This is a genomic window from Nostoc edaphicum CCNP1411, from assembly GCF_014023275.1.
GTDB classification, from domain to species: domain Bacteria; phylum Cyanobacteriota; class Cyanobacteriia; order Cyanobacteriales; family Nostocaceae; genus Nostoc; species Nostoc edaphicum_A.
In genome coordinates this window covers 4,619,230-4,644,425 of sequence record NZ_CP054698.1, presented here as the reverse complement: position 1 = coordinate 4,644,425, position 25,196 = coordinate 4,619,230, and the positions used below count along the sequence as shown (strand labels likewise).

Below are 25,196 nucleotides of genomic sequence, written 5' to 3'. Positions count from 1 at the left end.
TCCACTTTTATCGCATTTATACGTATATAAACGCTGAAAATGGCGTTGAAATGCGTATATTTGCGTTTTTTTATTGAAGAGAACTTAGCAGACAGAAAAATGGGGGTAAATTTGCTGAAATCCGTTGACAAAAGCTGGTTTACGAGTCACAAAAGCTAGTTTACGAGTCACAAAAGCTGGTTTACAAGTCATAAAAGGTGCTTTACAAGTCATAAAAGGTGCTTTACAAGTCATAAAAGGTGCTTTACAAGTCATAAAAGCTGCTTTACAAGTCATAAAAGCTGCTTTACGAGTCGCAAAAGTTAGTTTACGAGTTCAAAACTTGATTTATTTACAAGCCAGAACAAAGCGCGATACATTTTATAGAAAATATGGCGTTTCATGGATTGACTGTAGAGGATTGAGGAAAGGTGCGATCGTATTAGTGCATTCAGTAAGGTTGTGTAACTAGAAAATTCTGAATTTCTAACAGCATATGCACGCAGATAAACGCAAATAGATTAGCGGTTCAATACGTGTATATCCTGTTTTGATTGTAATTATTTTTTTGTATATTTTTAATATGTAAATAATCCCCAAAGTATTTTATGTATAAGATAGAGGTCAAGATTGATGGGCAATTTATCAATAACTTTTCTAATGGTTCTATCTATGATTTGGTTTTTCTTGACTTAGAATTTTGGCCGGATTATTTACAGGTACAGGGAAAAGCAGTACAAAAAATATATGGATACACCATTACTCGGCTTCTCAAAACAAGTAAGCAACAATATATAAAAATTAAGTTTTTAGAATTTGAATCTGAGGAAAATCAACTTGTTGAGGAAATCATAAAAGATATTGAAAGATTTAAAAATAAAATATTTATTGGCTTCAATATAAAAAATAGTGATCTGATAACGTTGAGAAATAGATCGAAAGCTCTAGCCATACATTCAAACGTTAATGAAATAAAATTATTTGATTTTAGAGATTATTCACAATTATATGGCTATAAAGGTTTAAATGGTTTGTTTGAACACCTTGAAATTAAAGTAAATAAAAAGATTGGTGGTAGTTATTTTCGTAAGAATCCCAGAAAAGTATTTTTACGAAAAAGCGGTTGGATAGATATATTATTAAATATGTTTGAGTATTGTTTAGAAGATGCCGCAGGTTATTTTGAAATTGTGTCAAATTGGAATCCAAAAAATCCTATAATAACTGAAAATATGATTAAAAGTGAATCATTAAATTACTCTGAGCTAGAGAAGAAACCATCAGTCACACTAATACAGCAAGATGCAGAAATATTTTCTATGCAAAATTTCCAAGCTTCATCAGATCAGCTTCTAAATGGTTTGACAGTCGCAGATTTGGAAGCTTTAATCGTCAAAATCGTTCAGAAAACTTTTAAAGAAGAGATGCAGAAGTTAAAACATGAGCATTTACCAGATAAAATAACACAGATGAATCATCCACTAAAGCTTTTTGTATAAATATTTGCATATATTTTAAAATATAAAACTTTATTCAGTTGTATACCTTGATAAATTATAAATTTCTCAGATGCGATCGCTTGAAAAACAGTCTATAATAAGGTCATACTATTTTCCTCAATCTTAGAAGTTAATTATGCTTATAAAATTTGAAGAAATATATAGAGATTAGGACTTACGCATTGACAAAAAGAATCATCTATGGAGTCTAGATAATGCCATCACTGTTAAGGTTTGCAAAAATATGCTCACGTACAACTAATGTGAACATATTCCGTTGTACTTCGTACCAATTGCTAATTATTTTTTCAGACCGCATAAACTCCAATCTAATAAAAGCTTGAAGTGAACAAAATATGTGAGTCTTGATTGCATAGGTATCCCTAACCATGAACCGACAAATTCCACATACTTGTTTGATGGCTCGATGAAAGGTTTCGATTCCCCAATGGGTATCATGAATTGTGATAAATTCATTTCTGGTTATATCCTTGATTCTTTCCTCATCTGGAACATACAAAATATAGTGTCTAGAGTCTTCTTTCTTGAAGTCTTTCCTAAACAACTTTATAAATCCAAATTCTTTCAGATGAGTTCTTAATCCTGACTCTGGAATCACTAAAGTACTTACCTGGCAATACTTATGCGGCTCATTTGAGACAGTTCTATTTTTTTCAATCCCGAATAGAAAACCCAATTTCTGGTTTTTTAGAAATTTTAAATTTTCTACTCCTGAATACCAACTATCTCCTGTTACTATTCTTGGCTTGACTCCCCAGCTTATTATTTCACTCACCATTTCTCGAAAATAATCGTTTTTTGTTTTCTCCTCCTTTTTGTCATATATTCTGTAATTTATTGGGACTGAATTACCGTTAGTATCGCTGTAATATAAAGTTATTAAATTTAAGCCAATAATAGCTTTATGGGCTTTTCCTGACCAAAAATAACTGATTAATTCGGCATTTTTTGGGTCACTGTAAATTTTTTCTATAACTGTATCGTCTACACTTAGTATCCCTCCTACCAAGTTAATGATTTTCTCTACTATGTTGAATAAATCTTTCGGTTCGTATCTCTCTCTCAACAAAAACCGATTCACACTATCATGTGAAACGTCTCCCAATATCTCTGCCAACCTACTGCACCCCCCAAACTTTGGCTCTGACAGCAGAAATAAGGTGTAGAGGTCTAGATTGCATTGTCCTGTCGATGGTTTAGTAATTTCTCTAATTGTCCGATACCTGTAAAGTAGACGACCCTTATTTATGAATTCACTATTTTGTTATTCTGTCAATGCGTAAGTCCTAGAGATATTGATACTTTACCAGAAGAAGCTCAAATATTACTACTTGATTTTATTCAGTTACTCAAAAAGCGGTATCCTCAATCAGAATCAGAAAATCATAGTCAGAAAAAAAGTCTCTATGAAAAGTTTGATGAAATTGGATTAATTGGTTGTTGTTCTGTGGAAGAAAATTTATCAACCACATATAAAGAAGTTTTATCTAATACATTAGATAAAAAATATGATCATCGTTGATACAGGATTTTGGTTAGCTCTTATTGATAAAAAAGACACTCACCACGAGAGAGCAAAACAAGCTTTAAAACAATATAATGAACCTTTAATACAACATGGTGTGTTGTAACAGAAACCTGTTATCTTTTGCTAACTGTCACTACGAACACATCAACGGATTAAAACTGGAAAATTGGACTCTGCCTTAAAAACTTAGCAAAAATAAGCATATTAACACTGTGAAATTCTTGCTATCTAAACACCATGACAGATTTATCAAAAATAATTGCCCACAAAGGCGACAATCCACTAATTACCTCACCTGAAAATTTGCAGTCGCAAGAAGACGTAGAACTTGAGCGAAAACTGAGAGAACTTAAGTTTAAACAAGAACTAAGAAAAGATTGGATTTTATTTATTGTTAGGGATGTAATAATTTTTCCTGCCGCCATCCTTTTTATTTTTGCTGCCAGTGGTTATTCCCTATTTCTTCATATTCATGGGTAACCAATACTGCTCGGTTAAGGATTTTTAACTCGGAATTGGGTTTGGGGAAAAGGTTAAAGGGTAAAGGTTAAAGGTTTTTTCTTTCCCCTTTCCCCTTCCCCTTTTCCCCTTAACCGACAAGTATTGCATGGGTAACTTACTCTGACTACAATTTTTAATCACCACATAGGCGCAAGGTACACAGAGAAAGAAAGGACAGACGATAAAGTTCACAAAAGTTTGGAATTGTTAGAAATTATTTATCTTGTTTTTGTGTTTCTTTCTGTGGTTATTTAAAAAATCTTATAACCTATCTAGCTCAGTGCAATTGCGTAACTAATTTTACAGACGACGAAGCCAACTTGCTACAAGTAGACTCATCTTTATATCCACACAAATTTTGCTGGATATAAAGTCAGTAGCTAATGGAAATAATCTAAAAATATGGGGCTTTTAATATTTTCTGTTGCTTTAGTTGCCATTGTTGCTGTAATTATCATTAATTCCTACAACGATTTAGTCAAGTATCGCAATCGGTACAAAAATGCTTACTCTCAAATCGACGTTCAATTACAGCGCCGCTATGATTTAATTCCCAACTTGGTGGAAACTGCCAAGGGGTACATGAAACATGAACGAGAAACCTTAGAAGCAGTTATTGCCGCCCGGAATTCTGCAATTAATGCTAGCAGTCGTGCTGTGCAAAATCCCGGCGATCCTCAAGCGATGCAACAATTGGGCAATGCTGAAGGGGCGCTAACGGGTGCGTTAAGTCGCTTGATGGTACTTTCAGAATCTTATCCAGAATTGAAAGCCGATCGCGCCATGACTCAGGTAATGGAAGAATTATCTTCCACTGAAAACCGGATTGCTTTTGCCCGTCAGGCTTTTAATGACGCGGTGACACTTTACAACACCAAGAGCGAATCCTTCCCTAGCAATCTTGTGGCAAATACTTTTAACTTTACTGTTGCAGAATTGCTCGCCGAAGCTACTCCAGAAATAAGAAATGCTCCACGCGTGTCTTTTTAGGTGTCTATGAATTTCTTTGAACATCAGGATCGGGCACGCCAAAATACGCAACAATTAATCGGGTTATTTTCCCTGTCGATCGCAGTCATGATTATGGCGATTTATATTGCCACTTTATTTCTTTTCCGCATGGCTCCCCGTGTTTGGTGGCATCCAGGGATATTTCTCTACGTGGCTGGGATTACAATAGTTGCGATCGCACTGGGAAGCCTCTATAAAATTGCCTGTCTCCGTCAAGGAGGAAGCGTCATTGCCCAGGAGTTGGGGGGAAGACTCTTACTCCCAGATACAGCCGATGAACAAGGGCGACAACTATTAAATATTGTCGAGGAAATGGCGATCGCTTCTGGTATTTCCGTGCCACAAGTTTATCTCTTGGAGAGAGAAACCGGGATTAATGCCTTTGCTGCCGGATTTACGCCCAATGATGCTGTAATTGGAGTTACCCGTGGAACTTTGCAACATCTGAGCCGGGATGAGTTACAAGGAGTTATCGGCCACGAATTCAGTCATATTCTCAATGGAGATATGCGGCTAAATTTGCGTTTGGTGGGACTACTCCACGGGATTTTGTTCATTTACATAACTGGAGAATTGCTGTGGCGCCTTCGTGATACCTTCCGTTTAGGAAAGGAAGATAAGGGTTTACCTATCTGGGCTTTTGGTTTAGCACTAATGGCAATTGGCGGTATCGGCTTACTCTGCGGACGCCTAATTAAAGCCGCAGTCTCTCGCCAACGCGAATTTCTCGCCGATGCGTCAGCAGTACAATTCACTCGCAACCCCAATGGACTTACCGGAGTCTTCCAAAAACTCCAACAGATGGATTCACGCTTGATTTCGCCAGGAGCAGAAGCCGCTAGCCACATGTTTTTTGGCAATGCCCTCAACCCCTCTTTCTGGGAAAATATGTTTTCTACCCACCCACCCCTAACAGAACGTATTCGCCGGGTTGGGGGTTTAAACGTCAGCAATTTAGCAGCAATGCCATCTCGCAATCAGATGCGTTCTCCTTCCCAGGAATCTCTAACGATGGGCTTTGCTGGTGGTTCAAGCGCCACGCCAGCAAAGGTTGTAAACCAAGTTGGAAGCGTTACACCAGAGCATTTTGCCCATGCTCAAGCGCTGTTATCGCAGTTACCGGAATCCCTGCGCTTGGGTGTACGGGAGCAGGAAAGTGCAATGGCGATCGCTTTTGCGCTAGCGTTAGATACAGAAAATATCGAGATCAAAGAACGTCAAATTGCTTGGTTACGCGAGGTGCAGCCTACTGAGTTGGTAGAAAAAACCCTGGAATTTAGTAGCGAAATTAGCCAGTTAGATCCCAGCATTCGCTTACCACTTGTGGATTTGGCAGTACCCATATTACGCCAAAATTCTGCCAAAGAATGCCAAAGACTGTGCAAATGCGTCCACGGTTTAGCTGTAGCCACCGGAAGTTTATCACTGTGGCATTTTGTGTTGCAGTTAATACTGTGGCATCGGCTCCAACCCAGTATAAATCCCACCTCGCCTACAACGGTAGAATTCACCTCCATCGAACAGATTTGGCCAGATAGTCTATTAGTACTGTCCGTAATTGCCCGCGTTGGACATTCCCAACCCGATGCCCACACCGAAGATATCACCTATGCTTTTCGTTCTGGAGTTTTTCGACTTCCCAAAGCTGGAGAGCAAGAAAAACCAGAAATACCACTAACCTGCAATTTCACTGAACTCAAGAAGAGTATTGAGCGCCTGCGCCTTGCGAGTCCCAAACTCAAACAGACTATAGTTGATGCCTGCGCCCACACAGTACTATTAGATAACAAAGTTACTTCATCAGAAGCAGATTTACTCAGAGCGATCGCCATGACGCTAGACTGTCCCATCCCCCCATTTTTAAACACTCAGCGTGGCATTTCAAAACAGAAACAATCTTCTCTAAAACGAACTTAATGTAATTAGTGAGACACGATTATTTATAACTAAACAAAAAAAGTCCGTTTTTGCGGACTTTTGCATTAATTTTTCTTATAGTTGTAAATGTTTGTTTACTAGGACAAAGGCAATTGATTTATTTTCGTTCTAGTTACTCTTATAGTATAAATAGTCATCTTGGCAAAAGAGTATCATATTGTACAAAAAAAATTACATTGCCTAGAAGTATTAATTTGCCTGATAAAGTTTGGACAAAATGCCAGCATTCCAGAAATTTGATTGCTATATTAGATTAAATAACTATTCTGGCAAGGGTTAAAAAGCTGTGCGGGATGATTTACAGGGCTTGGAAATTAGTCAGGATGAACTACAAAAGCTGACTAATTTACCTGTTAACGAGGATATTTTAATCATTACAAATCCTCTGAAGATATTAGCAAAGATATATATACAAAAAATCAAAAGTTCTGAGGGAGCGACTGTTGTTTTTATTGGTTTTTCTACATTTGTTTTCGTGTATATTTTATTTGATATAATCATTAAAATTTTTGTGAAATGGGTAACAATTCCATCTTGGATATTGTTAATTATCTTAAGTTTTTGGGTTGGTGGTCTTACGCAAACTATCTTGTATTTAATATGGAAAACTAGAAGTAAAATTGTCAAAAATAATATGACAAAATCTCTACAAATACTGTTAAATGAGGTTAATAGATATAATACTGTGATTAGAGTAATAGATATCAACGATCAAATAGAAGAAGCTGGTAATCCAGAAGTTATTATAAAAGAAAGAGAGGGTGTTATCGAAGCACTTAAACTCACCAAAAGTGATTTAGTTCGCGCTTTGAAAACAGAAAGAATTTTGAGGCAAAATAAGAGCTTTATTCTTAGTAATACAGAACTATTCGTCAACAATTTAGCGACTTTAACAGCCATGCAAGTAACGGAACAGGCTACTGAGCATGGAAGGTTACTCAACGAAGCATTGCAGATTGCATTAGATGTACAAGACGAAATGAAAAGATTACAAACTCAGCGTTAAGATAATTCGTAATAACGCTCTCTACGAACGCGAACAGCGTGTCGTTCGCGGTAGCGTTGCGTAGCAAAGACAAACGCCAAAAGCGCAGCTTGCTTAAGAGTAAGAGTACGCGGACTCGCTACTGCTGCGCTCACGTAATTCGTAATTCGTAGTGACGCCCGCATAGTCACTACTGCTATGCTAACGTAATTAAGTTTGGTAATGGAGATTTAAAAAGAGTTGGCAAAAGTATAGATGCTCTAGATAAGTCCATAGACGCTGTTGGATTAGAGACATCCTCAATAGCTTTTTCCATAATCCTTCCCACGGTTGCGATCCCCGGTCTAACATAAAGAATATTCCTAAAGCGATCGCTCATTAGCATGGACTGGAAAGAAGTCAGAGGCAACTGGGTAATCATTCCCCGAAATCCCATAGGTATCGTTCATTTTTTGGGAGGTGCATTTGTCGCAACTGCACCGCACATCACTTATCGCTGGTTACTCGAACAACTGGCAAGTAAAGGTTATGTTGTAATTGCTACGCCTTTCGTCAATACATTGGATCATACTGCGATCGCAAAATCCGTGCTGCTAAATTTTGACCGCACCCTCGAACGTTTACAAGACTCTGGGGCATTACGCAAGCTTTACTTTCCCATCTACGGCATTGGACATAGTATGGGCTGTAAACTTCACTTGCTGATTGGTAGCCTCTTTAAAGTAGAACGCGCAGGCAATATTTTAATATCCTTCAACAACTATGCCGCGAAAGAAGCTATCCCCTTAGTAGAACAGTTCAATTCTACTTTGAAAATCGAGTTTACCCCCTCACCCTTGGAAACTAACAAGCTTGTCCAATCTCGTTACAATATCCGGCGCAATTTATTAATAAAATTTAGTAATGACACCATTGATCAGTCGACAGCTTTAACCAAAATCTTACAAGAACGTTTTGATGACATGGTGACAGCACAAACGTTACCAGGAAATCATACAACACCTCTAGGTCAAGACATAAAATGGCAAACTGGAACATCTTTCACCCCCTTTGATGCATTAGGGCAATGGTTTAAGCAAGAAGCATACCGTGACTTAAACCAGCTAAAAACCACCATCCTCTTGTGGTTAAATCCTCTCGCAGCGCCATAGTTTTTTATGACTGCTAAACAGTCATTAATTCGACGCAGAAAGAAAAATTAGTTAGTAGTATAATCCAAATGTACTACTAACTAACTAGCCCATATAGTATTTTTATTTTCTATTTTTACAGCAAATTATTAATGAGTGTTTCTTACAACTTTCTATGTTTCAAATACTAATAATTGATGACGATTATTCAATAAAAATACTCCTGAAAAGGATGTTGGAAAAACAGGGTTATGAGGTAGTTACAGCCAGTAGCGGCGAGGAAGGAATAGAAAAGGCACTGGCTTACCGTCCTGCACTAATTATTTGTGATTGGATCATGCCGGGTTTGACCGGACTGGAAGTTTGCCACCACATTAAAACAGACCCCAAATTTTTTACCACATTCTTTATTTTATTAACATCCTTAGATTCCGTTGCTGATTGTGTCAAAGGTTTAGATGCTGGTGCCGATGATTTTATCTCCAAACCTATTGAGCATAATGAATTACAAGCACGGGTAAGAGCGGGATTACGCTTGCATCAATTAAGTAGAGATTTGCAGGCTCAAAAGTTGCTTTTAGAATCAGAAATGTCAGAAGCAGCAGAATATGTGCGATCGCTGCTGCCTTTTTCGATGACTGAACCATTCAATATAAATTTCCGATTTATTCCCTCGCGACAACTCGGCGGTGACTGTTTCGATTACTATTGGCTCGATGATGATTATCTGGCAATTTACTTACTCGATACTGCCGGACATGGACTCAAAGCGACTCTTCCCTCTGTCTCAGTGCTGAATCTGTTGCGTTCCCGTGCGCTCAAAGGTTTAAATTACTATCAACCTAGTGATGTATTGAAGGCTTTAAATGATACCTTCCAGATGAATTATCAAAATGACAAATATTTTACGATTTGGTACGGAGTTTACAACCGAATTAATCGCCAGTTAATTTATGCTAGTGCAGGTCATCCACCAGCAGTTTTAGTAACCGGCACATCTCCAAGGAAGTCTGAAGTTAAACTCTTAAAAACCCCCGGTATGCCAGTCGGCATGTTTCCAGAGGCAAAATATATTGATGGTTTTTGCAATATTGAAAAATTCAGTACCCTTTACATTTTTAGTGACGGCGCTTATGAAATCACTAAATCAGATGGTACACTTTGGAGTTTAGATGCTTTTATTCAGCTACTAGTTAGCTTACAAAACCCTGTTGATAGCCAACTTGATCACGTACTGAGTTATTTAATTGCCCTGAACTCCAAAGATGCTTTTGATGATGATTTATCGATTTTGCAAATAAAGTTTGATTAGTTATGTCTTGGAAAGTAAAACCTGATTAAATGCATCTTGACTGGGAAATATTTCAAATACTTTATCCATGTTAGTCAGTTCAAATAATATTCTGACTTGCTCATTAATTGAGCATAGAACAAGCTTTGTATCCGCTGCTCGCAAGGTTTTGAAAGCTAAGACTAAAGCTCCCAAACCTGAACTATCCATAAACGTTACATCTTTAAAATCAACTAACACAATTTTTGCGCCATTTTCTATAACATCAGTGATATTTTGTCGAAATTCTTGTGAAGTTGTGGCGTTTAAATTACCACTGAGCTTAATAACTTTTACTTGTTCTCTCATGATTATGTCACGTTGATTTGTGTAAATGATGCTCTGATGTCGCTATTATATACCCATCATAGAACATTTAAAAATGCTTGCAAAATAAAATCTAAGATTACATATTGAGTAATAATTGATAATTACTTAGGATGTATAAAGATTAATTATAAACATTTCTATCTGATTTTTTGTAATCACAAAAAAATCATTATCTCAATACAAGTATAGTTTTTTTAGTAGGAACAGACCAATTACAAATAAAGAAGGTAAGCAAGTCGGTATAGTAAAACTCATGTATGTTGATTTTTGTAAAACAGATGGAATGACTGATTTTTCAGTAGTTTGCTGATTTGATGTTTCTTCATATAGGTTGATTTTTTTAATGCCTGCTTGCTTGCATCTCATTGACGTAGGTATATACTGATCTACAAGCTGAAGTTGCTGCTTTTCAGATTATTTCCCAAATATTTTTGCAAAACTGAGGTTCTCCAATAAACCTCATAATGATAGTCGTGATTAAACAATTCAAAATTCAATGGGTTGTAGCGATCGCATTGCCTGGGTGGTAGGTATCGATTATTCTCCAATTTAACGACGGGTCTGCATGACACACCAAATTTTCCCCTGCTCTAGCCCCCAATTCAGTACTACAAGCAAAAATACTATGAAAATTACTCAACTATCGGGGTTTCATATCAGAATCATTAGTGGATATAATCCTTTGTTGAATACTGAATACTTATGATAGTAACTAGCATCTACGTTTATTTATGTCCAATTACTTACATAATTGAAATAATTTACCTCTAAACTGCCGCTCTAGAGCCAAAAGTTTCGGTTTCAACAGCGCCAAGCAAGCTCGAAGCTACACCAATGCCCTAAAAGAAGTTCTCTGAGGCGATCGCCTCTGCTATTTTTAGTATTCCCAATATCTGTCATTTCTCAACAGACAACACAAAAAGTAAAGAGTTATGAATTTTTAACTCCTAACTCCTAACATCCCTCAAACCGGACTCACTTTGGCTCTGTAAAGCAACTTTTCACCTTGAAGGTAGCCAGTGTAGCGGACTTTGACTTTTTCTCCAGGTTGTGCTATACCCTCCATCAATTGGTGCAGTTGGGGGTCATAAGATAATTCTGCTCCTACAGGTGCGATCGCTTCCACTCCCCACGCCTGTAAAAGCTTTTCCAAGGGTTTCTGTACCAACGGGACTATTTTGACTGCTGCTAGCTGAGGATTCTCCTGGGCTTTCTGTGCTGCTGTTGGCCATTGCAATAATAAAGACTCCAGCAGTTGCAAACTCGACTGCTGGAGTTCTTGTAGTAATATCTCTCGTTGCTGTTCTAATTGAAGTTGAGAGCGATCGTACTCTCTTCTTAAATCTGCAATTTCTTGTAATAATTCCTGAGTAGGTGCTTTTTGCTCTTGTAACAACTCTAGGGTTGAAAAAGCTGTGATTAATTCATTCAATGACATCTGTAGTACTGACGACAGCTTGAGCAGCACCTCTACCCGCATCTGCTCAAGTTTTCCTTGGCGTAACCGCAAAATCTGACGCTCTGAGACACCAGCAGCACGACTCAGCGCTTTAAAACTAGAAATACCCACCTGTTGCATTAAGTCTTGCAACTTTTGGGTATTGGGTATTGGGTATTGGGTATTGGGCATGAGGCATTGGGTATTGGGCATTGGGCATGGGGCATTGGGCATGGGGCATTGGTATTTAGTGATTAAGTTTCTTCTCTATTCCCTATTCCCTATTCCCTATTCCCCATTCCCCATTCCCCATTCCCCCTTCCTATTCTTCCAGTAAACTTCTCAACATCCAAGCTGTCTTTTCATGTACTTGCATCCGCTGAGTCAATAAATCGGCGGTAGGTTCGTCGTTAACTTCCTCTATCACAGGAAAAATAGACCGTGCAGTTCTGACTACGGCTTCTTGTCCTTCTACTAGTAAGCTAATCATCTCCACAGCTTTAGGAACTCCAGGGGTTTCTGGAATCGAACTGAGTTTGGCATATTCGCTGTAGGTTCCTGGCGCGGGATAGCCAAGCGCTCTAATTCTCTCGGCTATTAAATCAACTGCTAAGGCTAATTCTGTATACTGGGTTTCAAACATCAAATGCAATGTTTGAAACATCGGCCCCGTTACATTCCAATGGAAGTTATGAGTTTTCAGATACAGTGTATAAGTATCAGCCAACAGGCGAGATAAACCCTCGGCAATTTTAGCCCTACTCGCCTCGTCAATGCCGATATTTACATTTTTGACTGTTACTTTCGATGACATAATTTTCTCCTAATTAGGTTATATGTAATTGGGGACTGGGGAAGAAGCAAGGGAGCAGGGAGAAAGGGAGAATAGTTTTCCCCTCTGCCCCCCACACCCCGCCCCTCTGCCTCTTTTCAATGCCCAATACCCCATACCCAATTCTCATTATCTATGCCAAGTGCATTTTCAAAACGCTGCGGGGTGCTTTACGGACTCTGGCTAAAACGGTTTCTTTGCCTAAACGCTGGCAAGCTTCATACCGATGGCAACCAGAAAAGCCATAATATTGTCCATCTACTTCTAGGACATCAATAGGTTCTTGCTGCCCAATCTCCGCAATCGATTCCATTAAGGCTTGCACTTTATTTGGATCGTTTGCACGGGGCAATGGCCGTTTTATCTGATTTAATGGAATTTCTTGGACTCTAACCATAAAAAGTTTATCCAACTAGTTCTGTTTTGTGCCTCTAAATAAATCATAGTCATTATGACTTCGTTTTGCAACTGGTATTTGGGGCAAAATTGGTAATGGTATCATTGGAGCACTCATGCGACAAAAAAACCGCGCTACAAAGCAATTGGAAAATCAGCTCCAACGAAGCATTAAGGGGCAAAAGATGCTTTCTAAGAGAGATTACTTGCTATCGCAACTCTTGGAGATGCTTCGCGTAGCTTGCTTCCCCGTAGGGGTACGCTATCAGGTAGCCATGAAATTTTTGTTTTGGCGTTTTTCCCACACTGTGCTGACAACATTTTGTCTATTGGGTCTGACTGCTGCATCTGGGCCTGAGAGCAACATCCCGGATATGGAACTTAAAATTGGGATTGTGCAGCGATTTGGCGCCGAAGCCACAGCCAAGTTGCAACTGGAACCCATAAAAGGCGATCGCTTAAAGCTAAAGTTTAAAGCGGGCAATAAGCAGCAAACCCTAGTTACCAAGAACCCTGTAAAGCTGGAAACAGTCATGCAAGCTTTACCCCAGCCAGCAGTCGAAGAAGTGGTAATTTTGGGCACATACCGCACTTTTGAAACAGCAGAAGACAGTGCGAATAAATGGCGTTCTCAGGGAATGGAAGTGGAAATAGCCCAGCCAGAACGCTGGCAAGTTTGGGCAAAACGAGATGTTTACAGCACTCCTTTACTGCGACGCTTGTTATTACAAAACATCCAAGCTTCTACCAAAGAGAAAGTATATCTTGATACTAAAATTTTAAAACAAGTGCCGCGAGTCAGTTGGGTGGTGGATGGCAATCGCTATAGCCCGAATGATTTGGAAATTAGCACTGAGAAAAACTTGATTCGGGTGAATAAAAGCGAAAAACCAGAAAATGCTCGTCTTTATGCCGGGCGACTGAATTTGCAGCCAAATGCATACGGCACATACACTCTAGTTAATCAAGTACCTTTAGAAACTTATTTGCGTGGGGTTGTACCTTACGAAATAGGCACGGATGCACCAACAGCGGCGCTGGAAGCCCAGGCAATTCTCGCCCGGACTTATGCCTTGAGAAATTTACGCAGGTTTGCCGCAGACAACTATCAGTTATGTGCTGATACTCACTGCCAAGTTTATTATGGGCTGAAGGGAGCAGCTAGCAAAACAGACCAAGCGATCGCCTCAACCAAGGGTAAAGTACTAACCTATAAAAATGAACTAGTAGACGCCCTGTATTCTTCCACCACTGGTGGTGTCACTGCTTCCTTCAGTGATGTCTGGAATGGCGATGATCGTCCCTATCTCCGTCCTGTACTGGATGCTGCAACTAATTTTTGGGATTTATCTAAGCAGAGTTTAGCCGATGAAAAGAACTTCCAAAAATTTATTAATACGCAACAAGGATTTAATGAAAGCAAGTGGAATGTGTTTCGTTGGCGCAAGGAAACCCGTCTAGAGGATATTACCAAAGACTTGCAGAAATTTTTGCAGGTGAAAAACAGTCCCCATGCCAAATTTAAGACAATTCAAGCTATGGCAGTAGTGAAGCGAAGCCAGAGTGGACGTATCCTTGAACTTGCCGTTAAAACTGATCACAGCACCTTTATTCTGCACAAAGACGAAGTTCGCAGCGCCTTTGCAGCTCCTACAAGTACGCTTTTTTACATAGAACCTCTGAACAAAGGCAAACCGGAACTCTGGGGATACGCTTTTATTGGTGGTGGATTAGGACATGGAGTTGGCTTGAGTCAAACAGGCGCTCAAAATTTAGCGAAACTAGGTTGGTCAAGTCCAAAAATTCTCCAATTCTACTATCCTGGTACTGAGATTCAAATTCTCAGTAAAGAGATTAAGCTGTGAAGTACCTACACTGACTTGGAGTATCAAACCGCAACGCGAAAGTCATTCATTAGTCCAAGAGATACCAATACCTAGTATTTAACGTGGTTTAAATCAGTCAGATGCATAAAAAGTTTTTCCGTCCACAAGAAAGAGGATATGCACCAATGACTAATGACCAATGACCGTCTCAGTCGTGGTCTAAATACCTGAAAATTGCTGTCAAAAATTAAGCAGGAACACAACATTTACTGTGTTCCTGCTCAACATGAAAATTAGGCTTTTTGTCAAAGTCGTTTCAAGAGGCACAAACGGCACTGGGAGGGTATTTACCCTAGATGCCCTGCTTCTATTTTTTCAACATTAGTAACTCTTGCAAGAGGTTTATGGTTGAGTCGCTGACTCTTAGTAAAGATCTTCTTCTTTGTGAGTTTCGATTGTTACGTCAGAGGTTGGATAGGCGACACAAGTCAGTACATATCCCTTTTCGATTTGTTCATCATCTAAGAATGATTGGTCGCCCTGATCGACACTACCTGATACGATTTTACCTGCACAGGTAGAACAAGCACCAGCGCGGCAAGAGTAAGGCAAGTCAAGACCAGCTTCTTCAGCAGCGTCCAGAATATAGGTATCGTCATCAACGTCAAGCGTCTTATTTAGTCCTTCGGCCTCGTTGATTAGTGTCACTTTATAAGTTGGCATTGAGTAATCCTCTCTTTTGCAAACGGCAGTATAAGTTATTTTAAGGCAAAGGTCACGGCTGTTCTGTGGAATTAGCCGCTAGTTCAAATTTGCTTCAATTCTGATACTACGAGAAAAATTAAACGATGTAACTGGAAATTGAACCCGATTAGTAATGAAATTTAGTTGCTTAATCCCGATAAGTTTTATTTATATTATTTCATGCCCTAGTGAGGTTGTGATTAGTAAAAATTATGTTACTGAGAATAAAACATGAATAAGATTAATATTACCTATGTTTTTTAGGATTTACGCAAAAGAGATCCTCCAACTCCCTTAAAAAACATAGCTGTTTTATTTCCTGAAAGGCGCTGATTTACAAGCGTTATGAGCAAAAAATCATTAAAAAATCTGATTAGACAATTATCATAGCGATCGCAGCGCTTGTCTGCGGCAATTCCCTAGAGAAGCACTGAAATTTTCTGGCTGAAGCGGTAATCTTTATTGTTCTCAATTTTTTTGTTCATTGTCTTGACAAAGAACTTAATTTATGAATTTAAACAAACCTACCCTAAATAAAAAAGGGGGCTTTTCTTTTCAAGTTTTCTCTTTTGAGCATACGTACTTCTGACTAGCTTCAAATACCTTGAGAGGTTATGACGAATGTTGTAGAGTCTAGACTGGTGAAGTCATTGGATTCCCCATGAAGAGAGAATCTTACCACTATAAACGTGGGAGACTCCAAAACAGAACTAGTGAGGATCATGTATAATTCAGAAGCAGCTTTGGAAAAAGCAATAGTGCGTGTAGGTTTGGTAGGTACTGGGTATGCGGCAAAGTTTCGATCTGAAGCATTTCTTAATGATGAGCGATCGCATTTAGTCGCAGTTGTTGGTCATATCCCAGAAAAAACAGAAGCCTTTGCCAGAGAGTACCAAATTGAAGCGTTGAGTTCTTGGCAAGAGCTAGTAGAGCGGGAAGATATAGACCTAGTAGCGATCTCCACTATTAATCGAGATCATGGTGCGATCGCTCGTGCAGCCCTCACCAACAGCAAACACGTAATTGTAGAGTATCCTCTCTCGTTGGATGTAGTCGAAGCCGAGGAACTGATTATCTTAGCCAGAGCACAAAAAAAACTTCTGCACGTGGAACACCTAGAACTTTTGGGTGGTTTGCATCAAGCCTTAAAGCAAAACTTAGCCAAAATTGGTGAAGTGTTTTATGTTCGCTACAGCACCATCAATCCCCAAAATCCTGCACCCCGCAAATGGACTTATAACCACGAGTTGTTCGGTTTTCCCTTAATTGGTGCCCTGTCTCGCCTACATCGTCTCACCGATTTGTTTGGTACAGTATTTACTGTTAACTGTCATCAGCGATATTGGGAAATAGAACCGGAATACTACCAAACCTGTTTCTGCACTAGTGAAGTATCGTTTAACAGTGGACTTTTAGCCCAAGTAGTTTATGGCAAAGGCGAAAGTATTTGGCAATCAGAACGTAAGTTTGAAGTTCACGGTGAAAAAGGTGGTTTAATTTTTGATGGCGACACCGGAATTTTTATCCAGCCAGGGGAAACAACAGCTATAGAAGTTGGCCCTCGTCGGGGTTTGTTTGCTAAAGACACGAATATGGTGTTAGACCATCTTTTTGATGGGACTCCTTTGTACGTTACCCCAGAGGAGAGCTTATATACCCTAAAGGTTGCTGATGCTGCACAAAGAGCTGCAAAGACAGGGTTAACTATGTTTATGAAAGATACTTTAGATAAAAGTTAATGAAAACCGAACTAATTGTTATTTTATCCCAGCGAGAAATAGATAAAATGCGTCAAGCTGGGCGTTTAGCAGCCAAACTCCTCCAGCATCTTGAACCGTTTGTGAAGCCAGGGGTTAGCACTCTTGAACTGAATGATGAAGCCGAACGTTGGACGCAAGCGCATGGAGCAAAAAGCGCACCTCTTGGTTATAAGGGCTATCCTAAATCGATTTGCACCAGTGTAAATGAGGTAATTTGTCACGGCATTCCTAACGCCAAGCAAATTCTGAAAGAAGGTGACATCATTAATATTGATGTAACGCCGATTGTTGAGGGGTATCACGGTGATACATCCAAGACATTTTTTGTCGGTACTCCTTCCCCAACAACGAGAAAGCTGGTAGAGGTGACAGAGGAGTGTCTCCGCCTCGGTATTGCTGAAGTTAAACCTGGGGGGCGCATTGGCGACATTGGTGCAGCCATTCAAGAGTATGCTGAAGCAGAAGGCTTTTCTGTGGTGCGAGATTTCGTTGGACATGGCATCAGTAATATTTTCCATACTGCGCCGGATGTTCCCCATTATGGGACACGCGGTAAAGGCAAGCGCCTCAGACCAGGGATGGTTTTTACTATTGAGCCAATGATTAACGAAGGTACTTACGAAGTCGAAGTTCTCAGCGATAAATGGACTGCGGTAACGCGCGATCGCAAGCTTTCTGCTCAATGTGAGCATACCTTAGCTGTAACTGAAGATGGCGTTGAAATCCTCACCTTACCTGAAGGCGAGAATTACTGGAACCTAGATAAAACAGCTAGTTAGAATAATTAAGAGCAGCAATACCTGCTCTAGTTCTGAACCTGGAAGGATAAATCTCGATGGTTTCAGCCACTCTTAATACAGGTACTCTTAGCTCTGAGACATTCATTGCTGGCTATCTGGATGATGTACGCTACGAGTTAATCGACGGAGAACTAATCGACTTGGAACCCACTGGACTTCATGAACAGGTAGCTGGGTTAATTAATCGTAAGCTCAACGTAGCAATTGATCTGCTCAATTTGCCTTGGTTTATTCCCATGAAATGTCTGATTAAACCATTAGGTCAAAATTCAGCCTTTAGACCCGATGTTGTGATTCTTGATCAGACGGGTTTGGCGAATGAGCCACTATGGAAAACTGAGCCAGTGATTACACTAGGCAAGTCTGTTAAATTGGTCGTGGAGGTTGTCAGTACCAATTGGCAGAATGACTATGCCCGAAAAGTGGAAGACTACGAAGCTTTAGGTATTGGGGAGTATTGGATCGCAGATTATCTAGGGCTAGGAGGCAAACGCTACATCGGCTTATCCAAGCAACCTGTAATCACAATTTATCAGTTAGTCGATGGAACTTATCAAGGACAACAGTTTAGGGGAACAGAACGCCTCATCTCCCAAACATTTCCAGACCTGAATTTGACCGCAGAACAGATATTTATTGCGGGTCGGTAGAGTTAGAGATTGGGGAACACGTAGCACTCTCTGGAGAGAAGTATAGCTAAGTGCTGAGTGCTGAGTGCTAAGTGCTGAGTGCTGAGTATAAACCCAGTTGTTTCAAGACTTTGAGCAATCAAGACTGTCCTAATCTGTGTGACACGGCTATATTTAAACTGTGTTTTACTCCTGAATTCTGAATTCTGAATCCTGAATTCTGTTATAACTATCTTCCCAACTTATTGGGAATACCTTCACACCCACCAGGAATAGTACCTCTGGTTTTTTCGCCACCCCAACTGCAACAGTAGTGACGTGTAGACTCAGACATCCTTTGTACATTGCTGAAATCGGCATTTTCCACCACAGCGCCAGTTTGTTCCCCAGTTTCATAATCTGGTGGTTCAGTGCGGCTGCGGGGTGATGCTCTATCTACTACACCATAAAATAGGCGAATCCCGTTCAGGTCAGCATCGCTAAGATTAGCACTATATAAAATTGTGCGAGAAAGATTGGCTTTTACTAAATCACAACCGACCAGATTAGCGCGGACAAGATTAGCTTCGCTCAGATCAGTCCAACGCAAATCAGTACCAGAAAGGTCTGCTGCGGCTAACATTACGCCTAAATCAATGACGCGCACACCTTCTAGGCGGTCTTCTGCATATCCGCCACTTCCGTTGAAAATGGCTCTACCTAATCGGCCATCGCGTTTTAGAGGTGACAGTAACTTAGAACGTGAGAGAAAACGGAGAATTTTCGCTTTCCCACTAGCATCGACACTACTTAAAATCGCCGCAGTGCGTCCTTCAGCGATCGCTCTTTCTTGGGGCCAATCTTCTAATAATCCTTCTTCATCTAATACCAAGTCTGAAACACCTTGGAAATAAGAATCAATTGTCTGTTGCTGGGTAATAATATTTTGCTGAACCGTCAGCATATTTTGCTGAATTGTCAAGTCTTTAGAAATGACATATTGTCGCCATGCTACGTAAACGGCGATGATAGCGATGAGAATTTGCCCCAAAGCGCCAAACCATTCTGCTAGGCTACCAGCAATATCCCAGTTAATCTGGCGTCCTAAAAGCAGTAAGCGATCGCCTGCACCTGTGAATCTGATCAAGCCAATGATGGCTACTATTAGTCCCAAAAATGCCACAAACAGCGTGCGTTCTTGGGGTGAAAACCACTCGTTTAAAACTTCTTGCAACCAAGGCAATAATATCGCGAGGGATAAAAGCAAAGCTATCAGCGTTCCGATAATGCCGATGATCCAGTTATTGAGGATAACTCCAACGAGGGTGATGGCGATCGCGATTAGAGTAATCAGCAATGCCCTCGGCTTAACTGTAAATTGCTTGGTAGTATGTTGCTTGAAGTCAGAACGGGCTTGTTGTAAATGCGGAGATTTTAAAGACGCGATCGCCGCTAATGCTTGTTGCGTCGCTAGTGCTTCTGAGTTTAGGTTTTTCTCCGTTGCACCACCGTCAAAGTCATCTGGCTGCAAATCGTTTTCGGGGGCTGGTTCTGGGGTTGGTAGATTAGAGGAAGTCATGTTTTCTATTTTGCCCTCTCAATCCAGGTTATGCAGCGTTCCTACCGCAGTAAATTGTTAAAAAACAGGCCGAAGATTATCCTGCTTGTACTTCTGAAAACTACCACTATTGCCCTAACAGTCATTGCTAGACCAGTTGCTCACCTGACTTGAACAGCCTGGAGCGATCGCAATTTGCATATTCTGCCATAGAAAGTAATTTAATTGGAGCGATCGCTTTATTCTGCTTACTCCTTTGAGGTGAATGAATATTCGTCCCAATCACAAATGGGGCAATACCCAATCGCTTGATAAATATTATTGGCTGTGGGATTGGCTAAATCTGCTATGAGGAAACAATGGCGACATCCCTGATCTAGCAGTTTTTGGCTTAACGCTGTGACACAGGCAGTGGCATATCCTTTGCGACGAGACTCTGGTGGTGTATAAGCTAAATTGATTCGACCAATTGTAGGTAACACTTGTTTACTAGACGCAACTGAAACTGGAATGCTATCAACCCAAAAATAAGTATTCTGCTGTTTCAATCGATTATCTACTTGGTATTCAACATCCTCGCTCACCGCCTCATCTATCTCAGATAAAAATGCAGAAAGCCACTTGATCAAAAGAGAGCGATCGCCTTCAGTTGCCAGTCTAAGATATCCTCTGGCCGTTGAGACTCTTTGCACTGCCGTTAATTGGTAAATTTTCATTACCACCGACCGTTGATAAAATTGTCCTGTCAGCGCTTGCCAAATCTGCGAGAATATTTCTACCTCTTTAGCCAGTCCCATGCTTCCTGGCAGTTGCTCTTGACGCAAATCTTGAGCAATCAACCGCAAAGCATCCATATTCTGGGCTTTGGATAGGATCAATTTTTGGGGTGGGGTGCGGATGGCAACAGCTACAATCTCGCCACTTGTTTGGACAATTGCTAAATAAGGCTTACCCAGATAACGTTCTGGGTTATGCAACAAGGTATGCAAAATACTGAGCAAAACATTATTTTCTACCTGATGCTGGAGTAAGTAAGCCTGAGTGCAGTGCCAGAATTCCTGAATGTTGTCGAATCGATTTAGTTGCATGATTAGCCTTCTTCACTAACCATTACTATCAAATGATAAAAATATATATTGTGGGGTGGGCATCTTGCAGCCCTGATTAATTAAGCATGCAAGATATCCACCCCACAAAATTGAGTAATTTATTTGTTGGAATTCCCAGTCATTTGCCCTCAATTAAGGTGCAAGGGCATTACCCCGAATTAGACTACCAATGGTTTTGGCAGTAATCTTCAATTGGGTGATGGGATTAGCAGGGACAACCGTTTTATACAGATAGCTATCAAATGTTAGCCGCTGCACATCGAGGTCATCACACATTTCCACAAATGCCTCACGGGTAGCATCGGAACGATAGAAGACGGTTTGTAGAATGTCCAACACCTTGTAGGTGAGTCCGTATCTTTTATCCCAACGCTTCAGGTAAAGCTTGAGGTCGCCTTCTGTAGGAATACGGCTACCACTGTTAGATGTTTCTACAATGGTTTCAGCACACATCCGCCCAGATTTAGCGGCAAAATAAATACCTTCGCCAGAGGACTTAGTAACATAACCAGCAGCATCTCCCACCAAAGCGATGCGACCAACAACACGACGGGGACGGGGATGTTCAGGAATGGGGTGGGCTTCGACTTTGATGATTTTACCGCCTGCTAGCTTCTCGGAAGCACGGGCGCGGATACCAGCTTGTAACTGTTTGATGCTGGCTTTGTTGATGTGCATCGTGCCAGTACCGACAGCTACGTGGTCATATTTGGGGAAAACCCAAGCGTAGAAATCGGTAGAAACGTCATCACCGACATACATTTCGGCGAGGTCGTTATAGTAGGCCATTTTGTCTTCGGGTAAGCGAATTCGCTCTTGGAAAGCGATCGCATAATTGTAATCCCCAGCGTCCATTTCTTTAGCAACGCGAGAATTAGCCCCATCGGCCCCAATAATTAGATCCACCTTCAGGGTTTTAGCAATCCCCTGTGATATACCGTCTGTATGGTCAATGTAATGGATGGTATAGGGATCAGTATTGTTTCCTGGTATATCAAGTTTATGAACAGTGGCATTAATTAAATTTGCGCCTACTTTTGCCGCGCGATCGCGCAAGAAGCCATCCAGCACTTCCCGACGGCACATTCCTATATATTCATCTTCATTTATCAGATTGATATCAACCTCGCGATTGGAAGGCGAAATCATTTTCATCTTCCGGACTCGGCGATCGATAATCTCTGGTGGTAAGTCAAATTCACTCACCATACACAGGGGAATTGCACCCCCACAAGGCTTTGCGTTGTCTAGCTTCCGCTCAAACAGGTAGGTTTCAATCCCAGAGGCTGCCAGTGTTTCAGCGGCAGATGAACCAGCAGGGCCTGACCCAATAACAGCAACCCGTAGTGTCAAAGGTCTTTCTCCCAATCTTCACATTTACCGAGAGCATACTACCACGGTCTTTCTAGTGATTTGGCGCTTTTCCCCCAGGTTTCTGCACAAATGCAATATTCCTTAATGTTTCGATACGAAAAACGAGATGGCGGATGGATGGCATGAGTAAATTCTTTGTAGAGACGGCGATTTATCGCGTCTCTCTAAAGTGTCAGTCTTTTAGACGCGATAAATCGCGTCTCTACATGAGGGCTTTCTAAAACTGGATCTGACTTATGTGTACACCAGAGAGGTTAATTTCCCTACTTCCCCTTCTTTAAATACTGTGCGTAGGCGTAGCCCGTCGTAGACATCGCATTTACCAATGGGAATCATAACAAACAGATTTACCACAGTAAATAACCAATGCCTTACCAAAACATTACCGCCTCCCTTACCCCAGCAGATATCCAAGAAATTAAAGCAGCCTTTGCGACTATCCAAGCAAAGATGCCTTTTCTCGTTACCCTGAGTGCAGAAGAACGACGCAACTTATTTAAAATGGGTGATAAAAGACTAGCTTTTGTCAACAATAGCCTGATTGCTGCCCAATCTAACCGAGATATTTTACCAGCCAGCTTTGATTTAGAAGAATTTGTGCGGGATTATCAACTAGCTGCTAACCTCACCGAAGTTTTGATTGGACTGCGACAACTGACAGAACAGGTAGATGATACCCTAATGGCTGTTGGTAGCGAAGCAATGGGTAGTAGTTTGACAGTTTATGATTACGTCAAGACTGCTGCTAAAAAAACTCCAGGGTTAAAAACTATTGCTCAACAGTTAGGCGAACGGTTTAAAGCTATTAAAAGTAAACCTGCGAAAGCTGCTGTCGATTCTTAAAGGCTTTTAAAAAGCTTTTAGTGATGTAGCCAATACTTTGAGATCCCCCTAAATCCCCCTTAAAAAGGGGGACTTTGATTTCGACTCCGGTTCCCCCCTTTTTTAAGGGGGGTTAGGGGGGATCTCCAATGACTATGCACCTTAACCGAGCAGCATAGGGGGTATAAACACTAGAAAAAATGACAAACCAACTCAATAGCAGCAATCTCTATCTACCTTACAATCCAAAGCTTGTAGAAAGAGCGAAAGAACTTCGTAAAAATATGACCCCAGCAGAAAAAAAGCTGTGGAATGAATATTTGAGAAATTTTCAATATCGGGTTTTAAGACAACGACCAATTAATCATTTCATAGTAGATTTTTACTGTCCTCCTTTACAAACAGTGATTGAAATTGATGGGGATAGCCATTTTACAGATGAAGGTCAAGATTACGATCTGGAGAGAACAAACATTTTGGAAGGCTATGGTTTAAAGATCATTAGGTTTACAAATAGTCAAGTTTTAAATCACTTTGATAGTGTATGTGAGCAGATACAGCAGATGATCCCCCCTAACCCCCCTTAAAAAAGCAGGGCTGTTTCATTCCATTTCAAACATGATTTGTCAAGATGGTTAGCGAGAAAATTGTAAGTGAGGGTGACGAGAAGATGAACTTTTAAGCACTTGAACAACAGTAAAATTGTTCATTTTCTTGGCACGCTGGTAACAAAATAATCAATTTTAAATCGCTAGAACCCTTGATATTTAACGCTCTTTAGGGAATGAAACAGCCCTGCCTTAAAAAAGGGGGGAACCGGAATTAAAGTCCCCCTTCTTAAGGGGGATTTAGGGGGATCTCCATGACTACGCACCTTAACCGAATCATATTGAGAGTCTCCCGATTTGCAAAACGAGATGTATCTTTTGGTCAATGAACCTCAAAGCATCGCCGATAAACCTCAAAGCATCGCCGATGAACCTTAAAGCTTCGTCGATGAACCTCAAAGCATCGTCGATGAACCTCAAAGCTTCGCCGATGAACCTCAAAGCTTCGCCGATGAACCTCAAAGCATCAGCGATGAACCTCAAAGCTTCGTCGATGAACCTCAAAGCATCAGCGATGAACCTCAGAGCTTTGTTAATGAGCCTTTAATGCTCACTCACGAATATTAAAGACTCTAAATCAGGAATTAGGAATTGCAAGCTTGGTATTATACCCATAGCCGCGTGTAATCTGCCGCCTTGCCCTGATTTATGCTCATAACTCCCCGCCACACTAACAAGCTCTCCCTCTTTTTCCTTTTCTGTTTCACCCTACTCCTAACTCTCTTCCTCTCTCTACCTTGGGTAAACGCCAAAGAAACCCCCAAACCCAAACCCCAAGATTGGCAGATTAACGGTATATTAGCCGCCCTTGATGATGGACACGACAAAGTTAAGGAATATGCTCTGGATAAATTAGTTGAATATAACCCTCTTCTGTCACTTTCCGGGAAAGTGATCGCTAGAAGCCTCATGAGGCAATCAATACAAGCTATACTATTAGAAAAAAATAGGACTTGTATTTGTTATTAGAAAATAATCGCGCAATCGCTTGTTATACAAAAGCTCTAGATTTTAGAAAAGGCAAATGTTTTCGGAGAGTGACAGAAGAGGGATAATCTGAAAGATTTAA

The 25,196-nt window shown here is 40.5% G+C and carries 27 protein-coding genes; 17 read left to right on the top strand and 10 right to left on the bottom strand.

From position 1 onward, the window contains the following. Nucleotides 1-124 precede the first annotated feature (124 nt). Nucleotides 125-451, top strand: coding sequence for a hypothetical protein (locus tag HUN01_RS22070; protein WP_181927991.1), 327 nt, complete (start codon nt 125-127; stop codon nt 449-451). Nucleotides 452-587: 136 nt separating this feature from the next. After that, the gene (locus tag HUN01_RS22065; RefSeq protein WP_181927990.1) at nt 588-1,478 is read left to right on the top strand and encodes a hypothetical protein; all 891 of its coding nucleotides are present in this window, start codon (nt 588-590) and stop codon (nt 1,476-1,478) included. A gap of 208 nt (nt 1,479-1,686) precedes the next feature. Here HUN01_RS22065 and HUN01_RS22060 read toward each other — a convergent pair whose 3' ends face one another. Next, nucleotides 1,687-2,712, bottom strand: coding sequence for an IS701 family transposase (locus HUN01_RS22060; RefSeq protein ID WP_420832817.1), 1,026 nt, complete (start codon nt 2,710-2,712; stop codon nt 1,687-1,689). A 48-nt stretch (nt 2,713-2,760) separates the two neighbouring features. Here HUN01_RS22060 and HUN01_RS22055 point away from each other — a divergent pair, with 48 nt between their 5' ends. The 6 genes from HUN01_RS22055 (at nt 2,761) to HUN01_RS22030 (ending at nt 7,483) form a co-directional block, all read left to right on the top strand. Beyond that, entirely contained in the window at nt 2,761-3,021 is a 261-nt protein-coding gene (locus tag HUN01_RS22055) for a DUF2281 domain-containing protein (protein ID WP_181927989.1), read from the top strand. Further along, a complete protein-coding gene (locus HUN01_RS36225) occupies nt 3,008-3,130 on the top strand; it encodes a hypothetical protein (protein WP_257797996.1) in 123 nt (40 codons plus the stop codon). Before HUN01_RS22055 ends, HUN01_RS36225 begins: the two co-directional genes overlap by 14 nt. A 134-nt stretch (nt 3,131-3,264) precedes the next feature. After that, on the top strand, nt 3,265-3,507 hold the full coding sequence (locus HUN01_RS22045) for a hypothetical protein (RefSeq protein WP_069073393.1): 243 nt from the start codon (nt 3,265-3,267) through the stop codon (nt 3,505-3,507). Nucleotides 3,508-3,930: 423 nt separating this feature from the next. Continuing rightward, nucleotides 3,931-4,518, top strand: coding sequence for a LemA family protein (locus HUN01_RS22040; protein WP_181927988.1), 588 nt, complete (start codon nt 3,931-3,933; stop codon nt 4,516-4,518). 6 nt (nt 4,519-4,524) lie between these two features. Continuing rightward, entirely contained in the window at nt 4,525-6,456 is a 1,932-nt protein-coding gene (locus tag HUN01_RS22035; protein WP_181927987.1) for a M48 family metallopeptidase, read from the top strand. Between the two features lie 307 nt (nt 6,457-6,763). Beyond that, complete coding sequence (locus HUN01_RS22030) at nt 6,764-7,483, top strand: hypothetical protein (RefSeq protein ID WP_181927986.1); 720 nt, start codon at nt 6,764-6,766, stop codon at nt 7,481-7,483. Here the strand turns inward: HUN01_RS22030 and HUN01_RS22025 are convergent. After that, on the bottom strand, nt 7,480-7,617 hold the full coding sequence (locus tag HUN01_RS22025; protein WP_181927985.1) for a hypothetical protein: 138 nt from the start codon (nt 7,615-7,617) through the stop codon (nt 7,480-7,482). The genes HUN01_RS22030 and HUN01_RS22025 overlap by 4 nt on opposite strands. 228 nt (nt 7,618-7,845) lie before the next feature. On the opposite strand from HUN01_RS22025, the gene HUN01_RS22020 reads away from it, so the two are divergent. Together HUN01_RS22020 and HUN01_RS22015 are read left to right on the top strand one after the other, a co-directional pair. Beyond that, the gene (locus HUN01_RS22020; protein WP_181927984.1) at nt 7,846-8,613 is read left to right on the top strand and encodes a DUF1350 family protein; all 768 of its coding nucleotides are present in this window, start codon (nt 7,846-7,848) and stop codon (nt 8,611-8,613) included. 154 nt (nt 8,614-8,767) lie between these two features. Beyond that, on the top strand, nt 8,768-9,904 hold the full coding sequence (locus HUN01_RS22015) for a PP2C family protein-serine/threonine phosphatase (RefSeq protein ID WP_181927983.1): 1,137 nt from the start codon (nt 8,768-8,770) through the stop codon (nt 9,902-9,904). Here the strand turns inward: HUN01_RS22015 and HUN01_RS22010 are convergent, their stop codons facing one another. From HUN01_RS22010 to HUN01_RS21995, 4 genes are all read right to left on the bottom strand, one after another. Then, nucleotides 9,905-10,231 carry an STAS domain-containing protein gene (locus HUN01_RS22010; RefSeq protein ID WP_069073387.1) on the bottom strand — a complete coding sequence of 109 codons (327 nt, stop codon included), beginning with the start codon at nt 10,229-10,231 and terminating at the stop codon, nt 9,905-9,907. A 985-nt stretch (nt 10,232-11,216) separates the two neighbouring features. Next, nucleotides 11,217-11,882 carry a nucleotide exchange factor GrpE gene (grpE, locus tag HUN01_RS22005; protein WP_181932774.1) on the bottom strand — a complete coding sequence of 222 codons (666 nt, stop codon included), beginning with the start codon at nt 11,880-11,882 and terminating at the stop codon, nt 11,217-11,219. A 130-nt stretch (nt 11,883-12,012) separates the two neighbouring features. Beyond that, nucleotides 12,013-12,504: a Dps family protein gene (locus HUN01_RS22000; protein WP_181927982.1), complete on the bottom strand. Its 492-nt coding sequence runs from the start codon at nt 12,502-12,504 to the stop codon at nt 12,013-12,015. Between the two features lie 151 nt (nt 12,505-12,655). Beyond that, complete coding sequence (locus HUN01_RS21995; protein WP_012410090.1) at nt 12,656-12,919, bottom strand: ParB N-terminal domain-containing protein; 264 nt, start codon at nt 12,917-12,919, stop codon at nt 12,656-12,658. 115 nt (nt 12,920-13,034) lie between these two features. Between HUN01_RS21995 and HUN01_RS21990 the strand changes: the two genes are divergently transcribed. Next, nucleotides 13,035-14,783 (top strand): SpoIID/LytB domain-containing protein, encoded by a 1,749-nt coding sequence (locus HUN01_RS21990; protein WP_420832737.1) that lies wholly within the window; start codon nt 13,035-13,037, stop codon nt 14,781-14,783. A gap of 384 nt (nt 14,784-15,167) precedes the next feature. On the opposite strand, the gene HUN01_RS21985 is transcribed toward HUN01_RS21990, so the two are convergent. After that, a complete protein-coding gene (locus HUN01_RS21985; RefSeq protein ID WP_069073385.1) occupies nt 15,168-15,467 on the bottom strand; it encodes a ferredoxin in 300 nt (99 codons plus the stop codon). Between the two features lie 743 nt (nt 15,468-16,210). On the opposite strand from HUN01_RS21985, the gene HUN01_RS21980 reads away from it, so the two are divergent. The 3 genes from HUN01_RS21980 to HUN01_RS21970 are packed head-to-tail and all read left to right on the top strand — an operon-like array spanning nt 16,211 to nt 18,698. Continuing rightward, nucleotides 16,211-17,227: a Gfo/Idh/MocA family protein gene (locus tag HUN01_RS21980; RefSeq protein WP_181927981.1), complete on the top strand. Its 1,017-nt coding sequence runs from the start codon at nt 16,211-16,213 to the stop codon at nt 17,225-17,227. Beyond that, nucleotides 17,227-18,027 carry a type I methionyl aminopeptidase gene (gene map, locus HUN01_RS21975; protein WP_181927980.1) on the top strand — a complete coding sequence of 267 codons (801 nt, stop codon included), beginning with the start codon at nt 17,227-17,229 and terminating at the stop codon, nt 18,025-18,027. The genes HUN01_RS21980 and map overlap by 1 nt, the downstream gene beginning before the upstream one ends. Nucleotides 18,028-18,083: 56 nt before the next feature. Next, nucleotides 18,084-18,698 carry a Uma2 family endonuclease gene (locus HUN01_RS21970; RefSeq protein ID WP_181927979.1) on the top strand — a complete coding sequence of 205 codons (615 nt, stop codon included), beginning with the start codon at nt 18,084-18,086 and terminating at the stop codon, nt 18,696-18,698. Nucleotides 18,699-18,906: 208 nt separating this feature from the next. On the opposite strand, the gene HUN01_RS21965 is transcribed toward HUN01_RS21970, so the two are convergent. From HUN01_RS21965 to chlP, 3 genes are all read right to left on the bottom strand, one after another. Beyond that, nucleotides 18,907-20,235, bottom strand: a complete 1,329-nt coding sequence (locus tag HUN01_RS21965) for a pentapeptide repeat-containing protein (protein ID WP_181927978.1) — start codon at nt 20,233-20,235, stop codon at nt 18,907-18,909. Nucleotides 20,236-20,462: 227 nt separating this feature from the next. Beyond that, the gene (locus tag HUN01_RS21960; protein ID WP_181927977.1) at nt 20,463-21,302 is read right to left on the bottom strand and encodes a GNAT family N-acetyltransferase; all 840 of its coding nucleotides are present in this window, start codon (nt 21,300-21,302) and stop codon (nt 20,463-20,465) included. A gap of 153 nt (nt 21,303-21,455) precedes the next feature. Next, nucleotides 21,456-22,676, bottom strand: a complete 1,221-nt coding sequence (gene chlP, locus HUN01_RS21955; protein WP_069074865.1) for a geranylgeranyl reductase — start codon at nt 22,674-22,676, stop codon at nt 21,456-21,458. Nucleotides 22,677-23,063: 387 nt separating this feature from the next. Between chlP and HUN01_RS21950 the strand changes: the two genes are divergently transcribed. The 3 genes from HUN01_RS21950 (at nt 23,064) to HUN01_RS21940 (ending at nt 24,674) form a co-directional block, all read left to right on the top strand. Continuing rightward, on the top strand, nt 23,064-23,540 hold the full coding sequence (locus HUN01_RS21950; RefSeq protein WP_181927976.1) for a hypothetical protein: 477 nt from the start codon (nt 23,064-23,066) through the stop codon (nt 23,538-23,540). A 179-nt stretch (nt 23,541-23,719) separates the two neighbouring features. Next, nucleotides 23,720-24,106, top strand: a complete 387-nt coding sequence (locus HUN01_RS21945) for an endonuclease domain-containing protein (protein ID WP_181927975.1) — start codon at nt 23,720-23,722, stop codon at nt 24,104-24,106. 346 nt (nt 24,107-24,452) lie between these two features. Beyond that, entirely contained in the window at nt 24,453-24,674 is a 222-nt protein-coding gene (locus HUN01_RS21940; RefSeq protein WP_181927974.1) for a hypothetical protein, read from the top strand. The last annotated feature ends 522 nt before the right edge of the window (nt 24,675-25,196 follow it).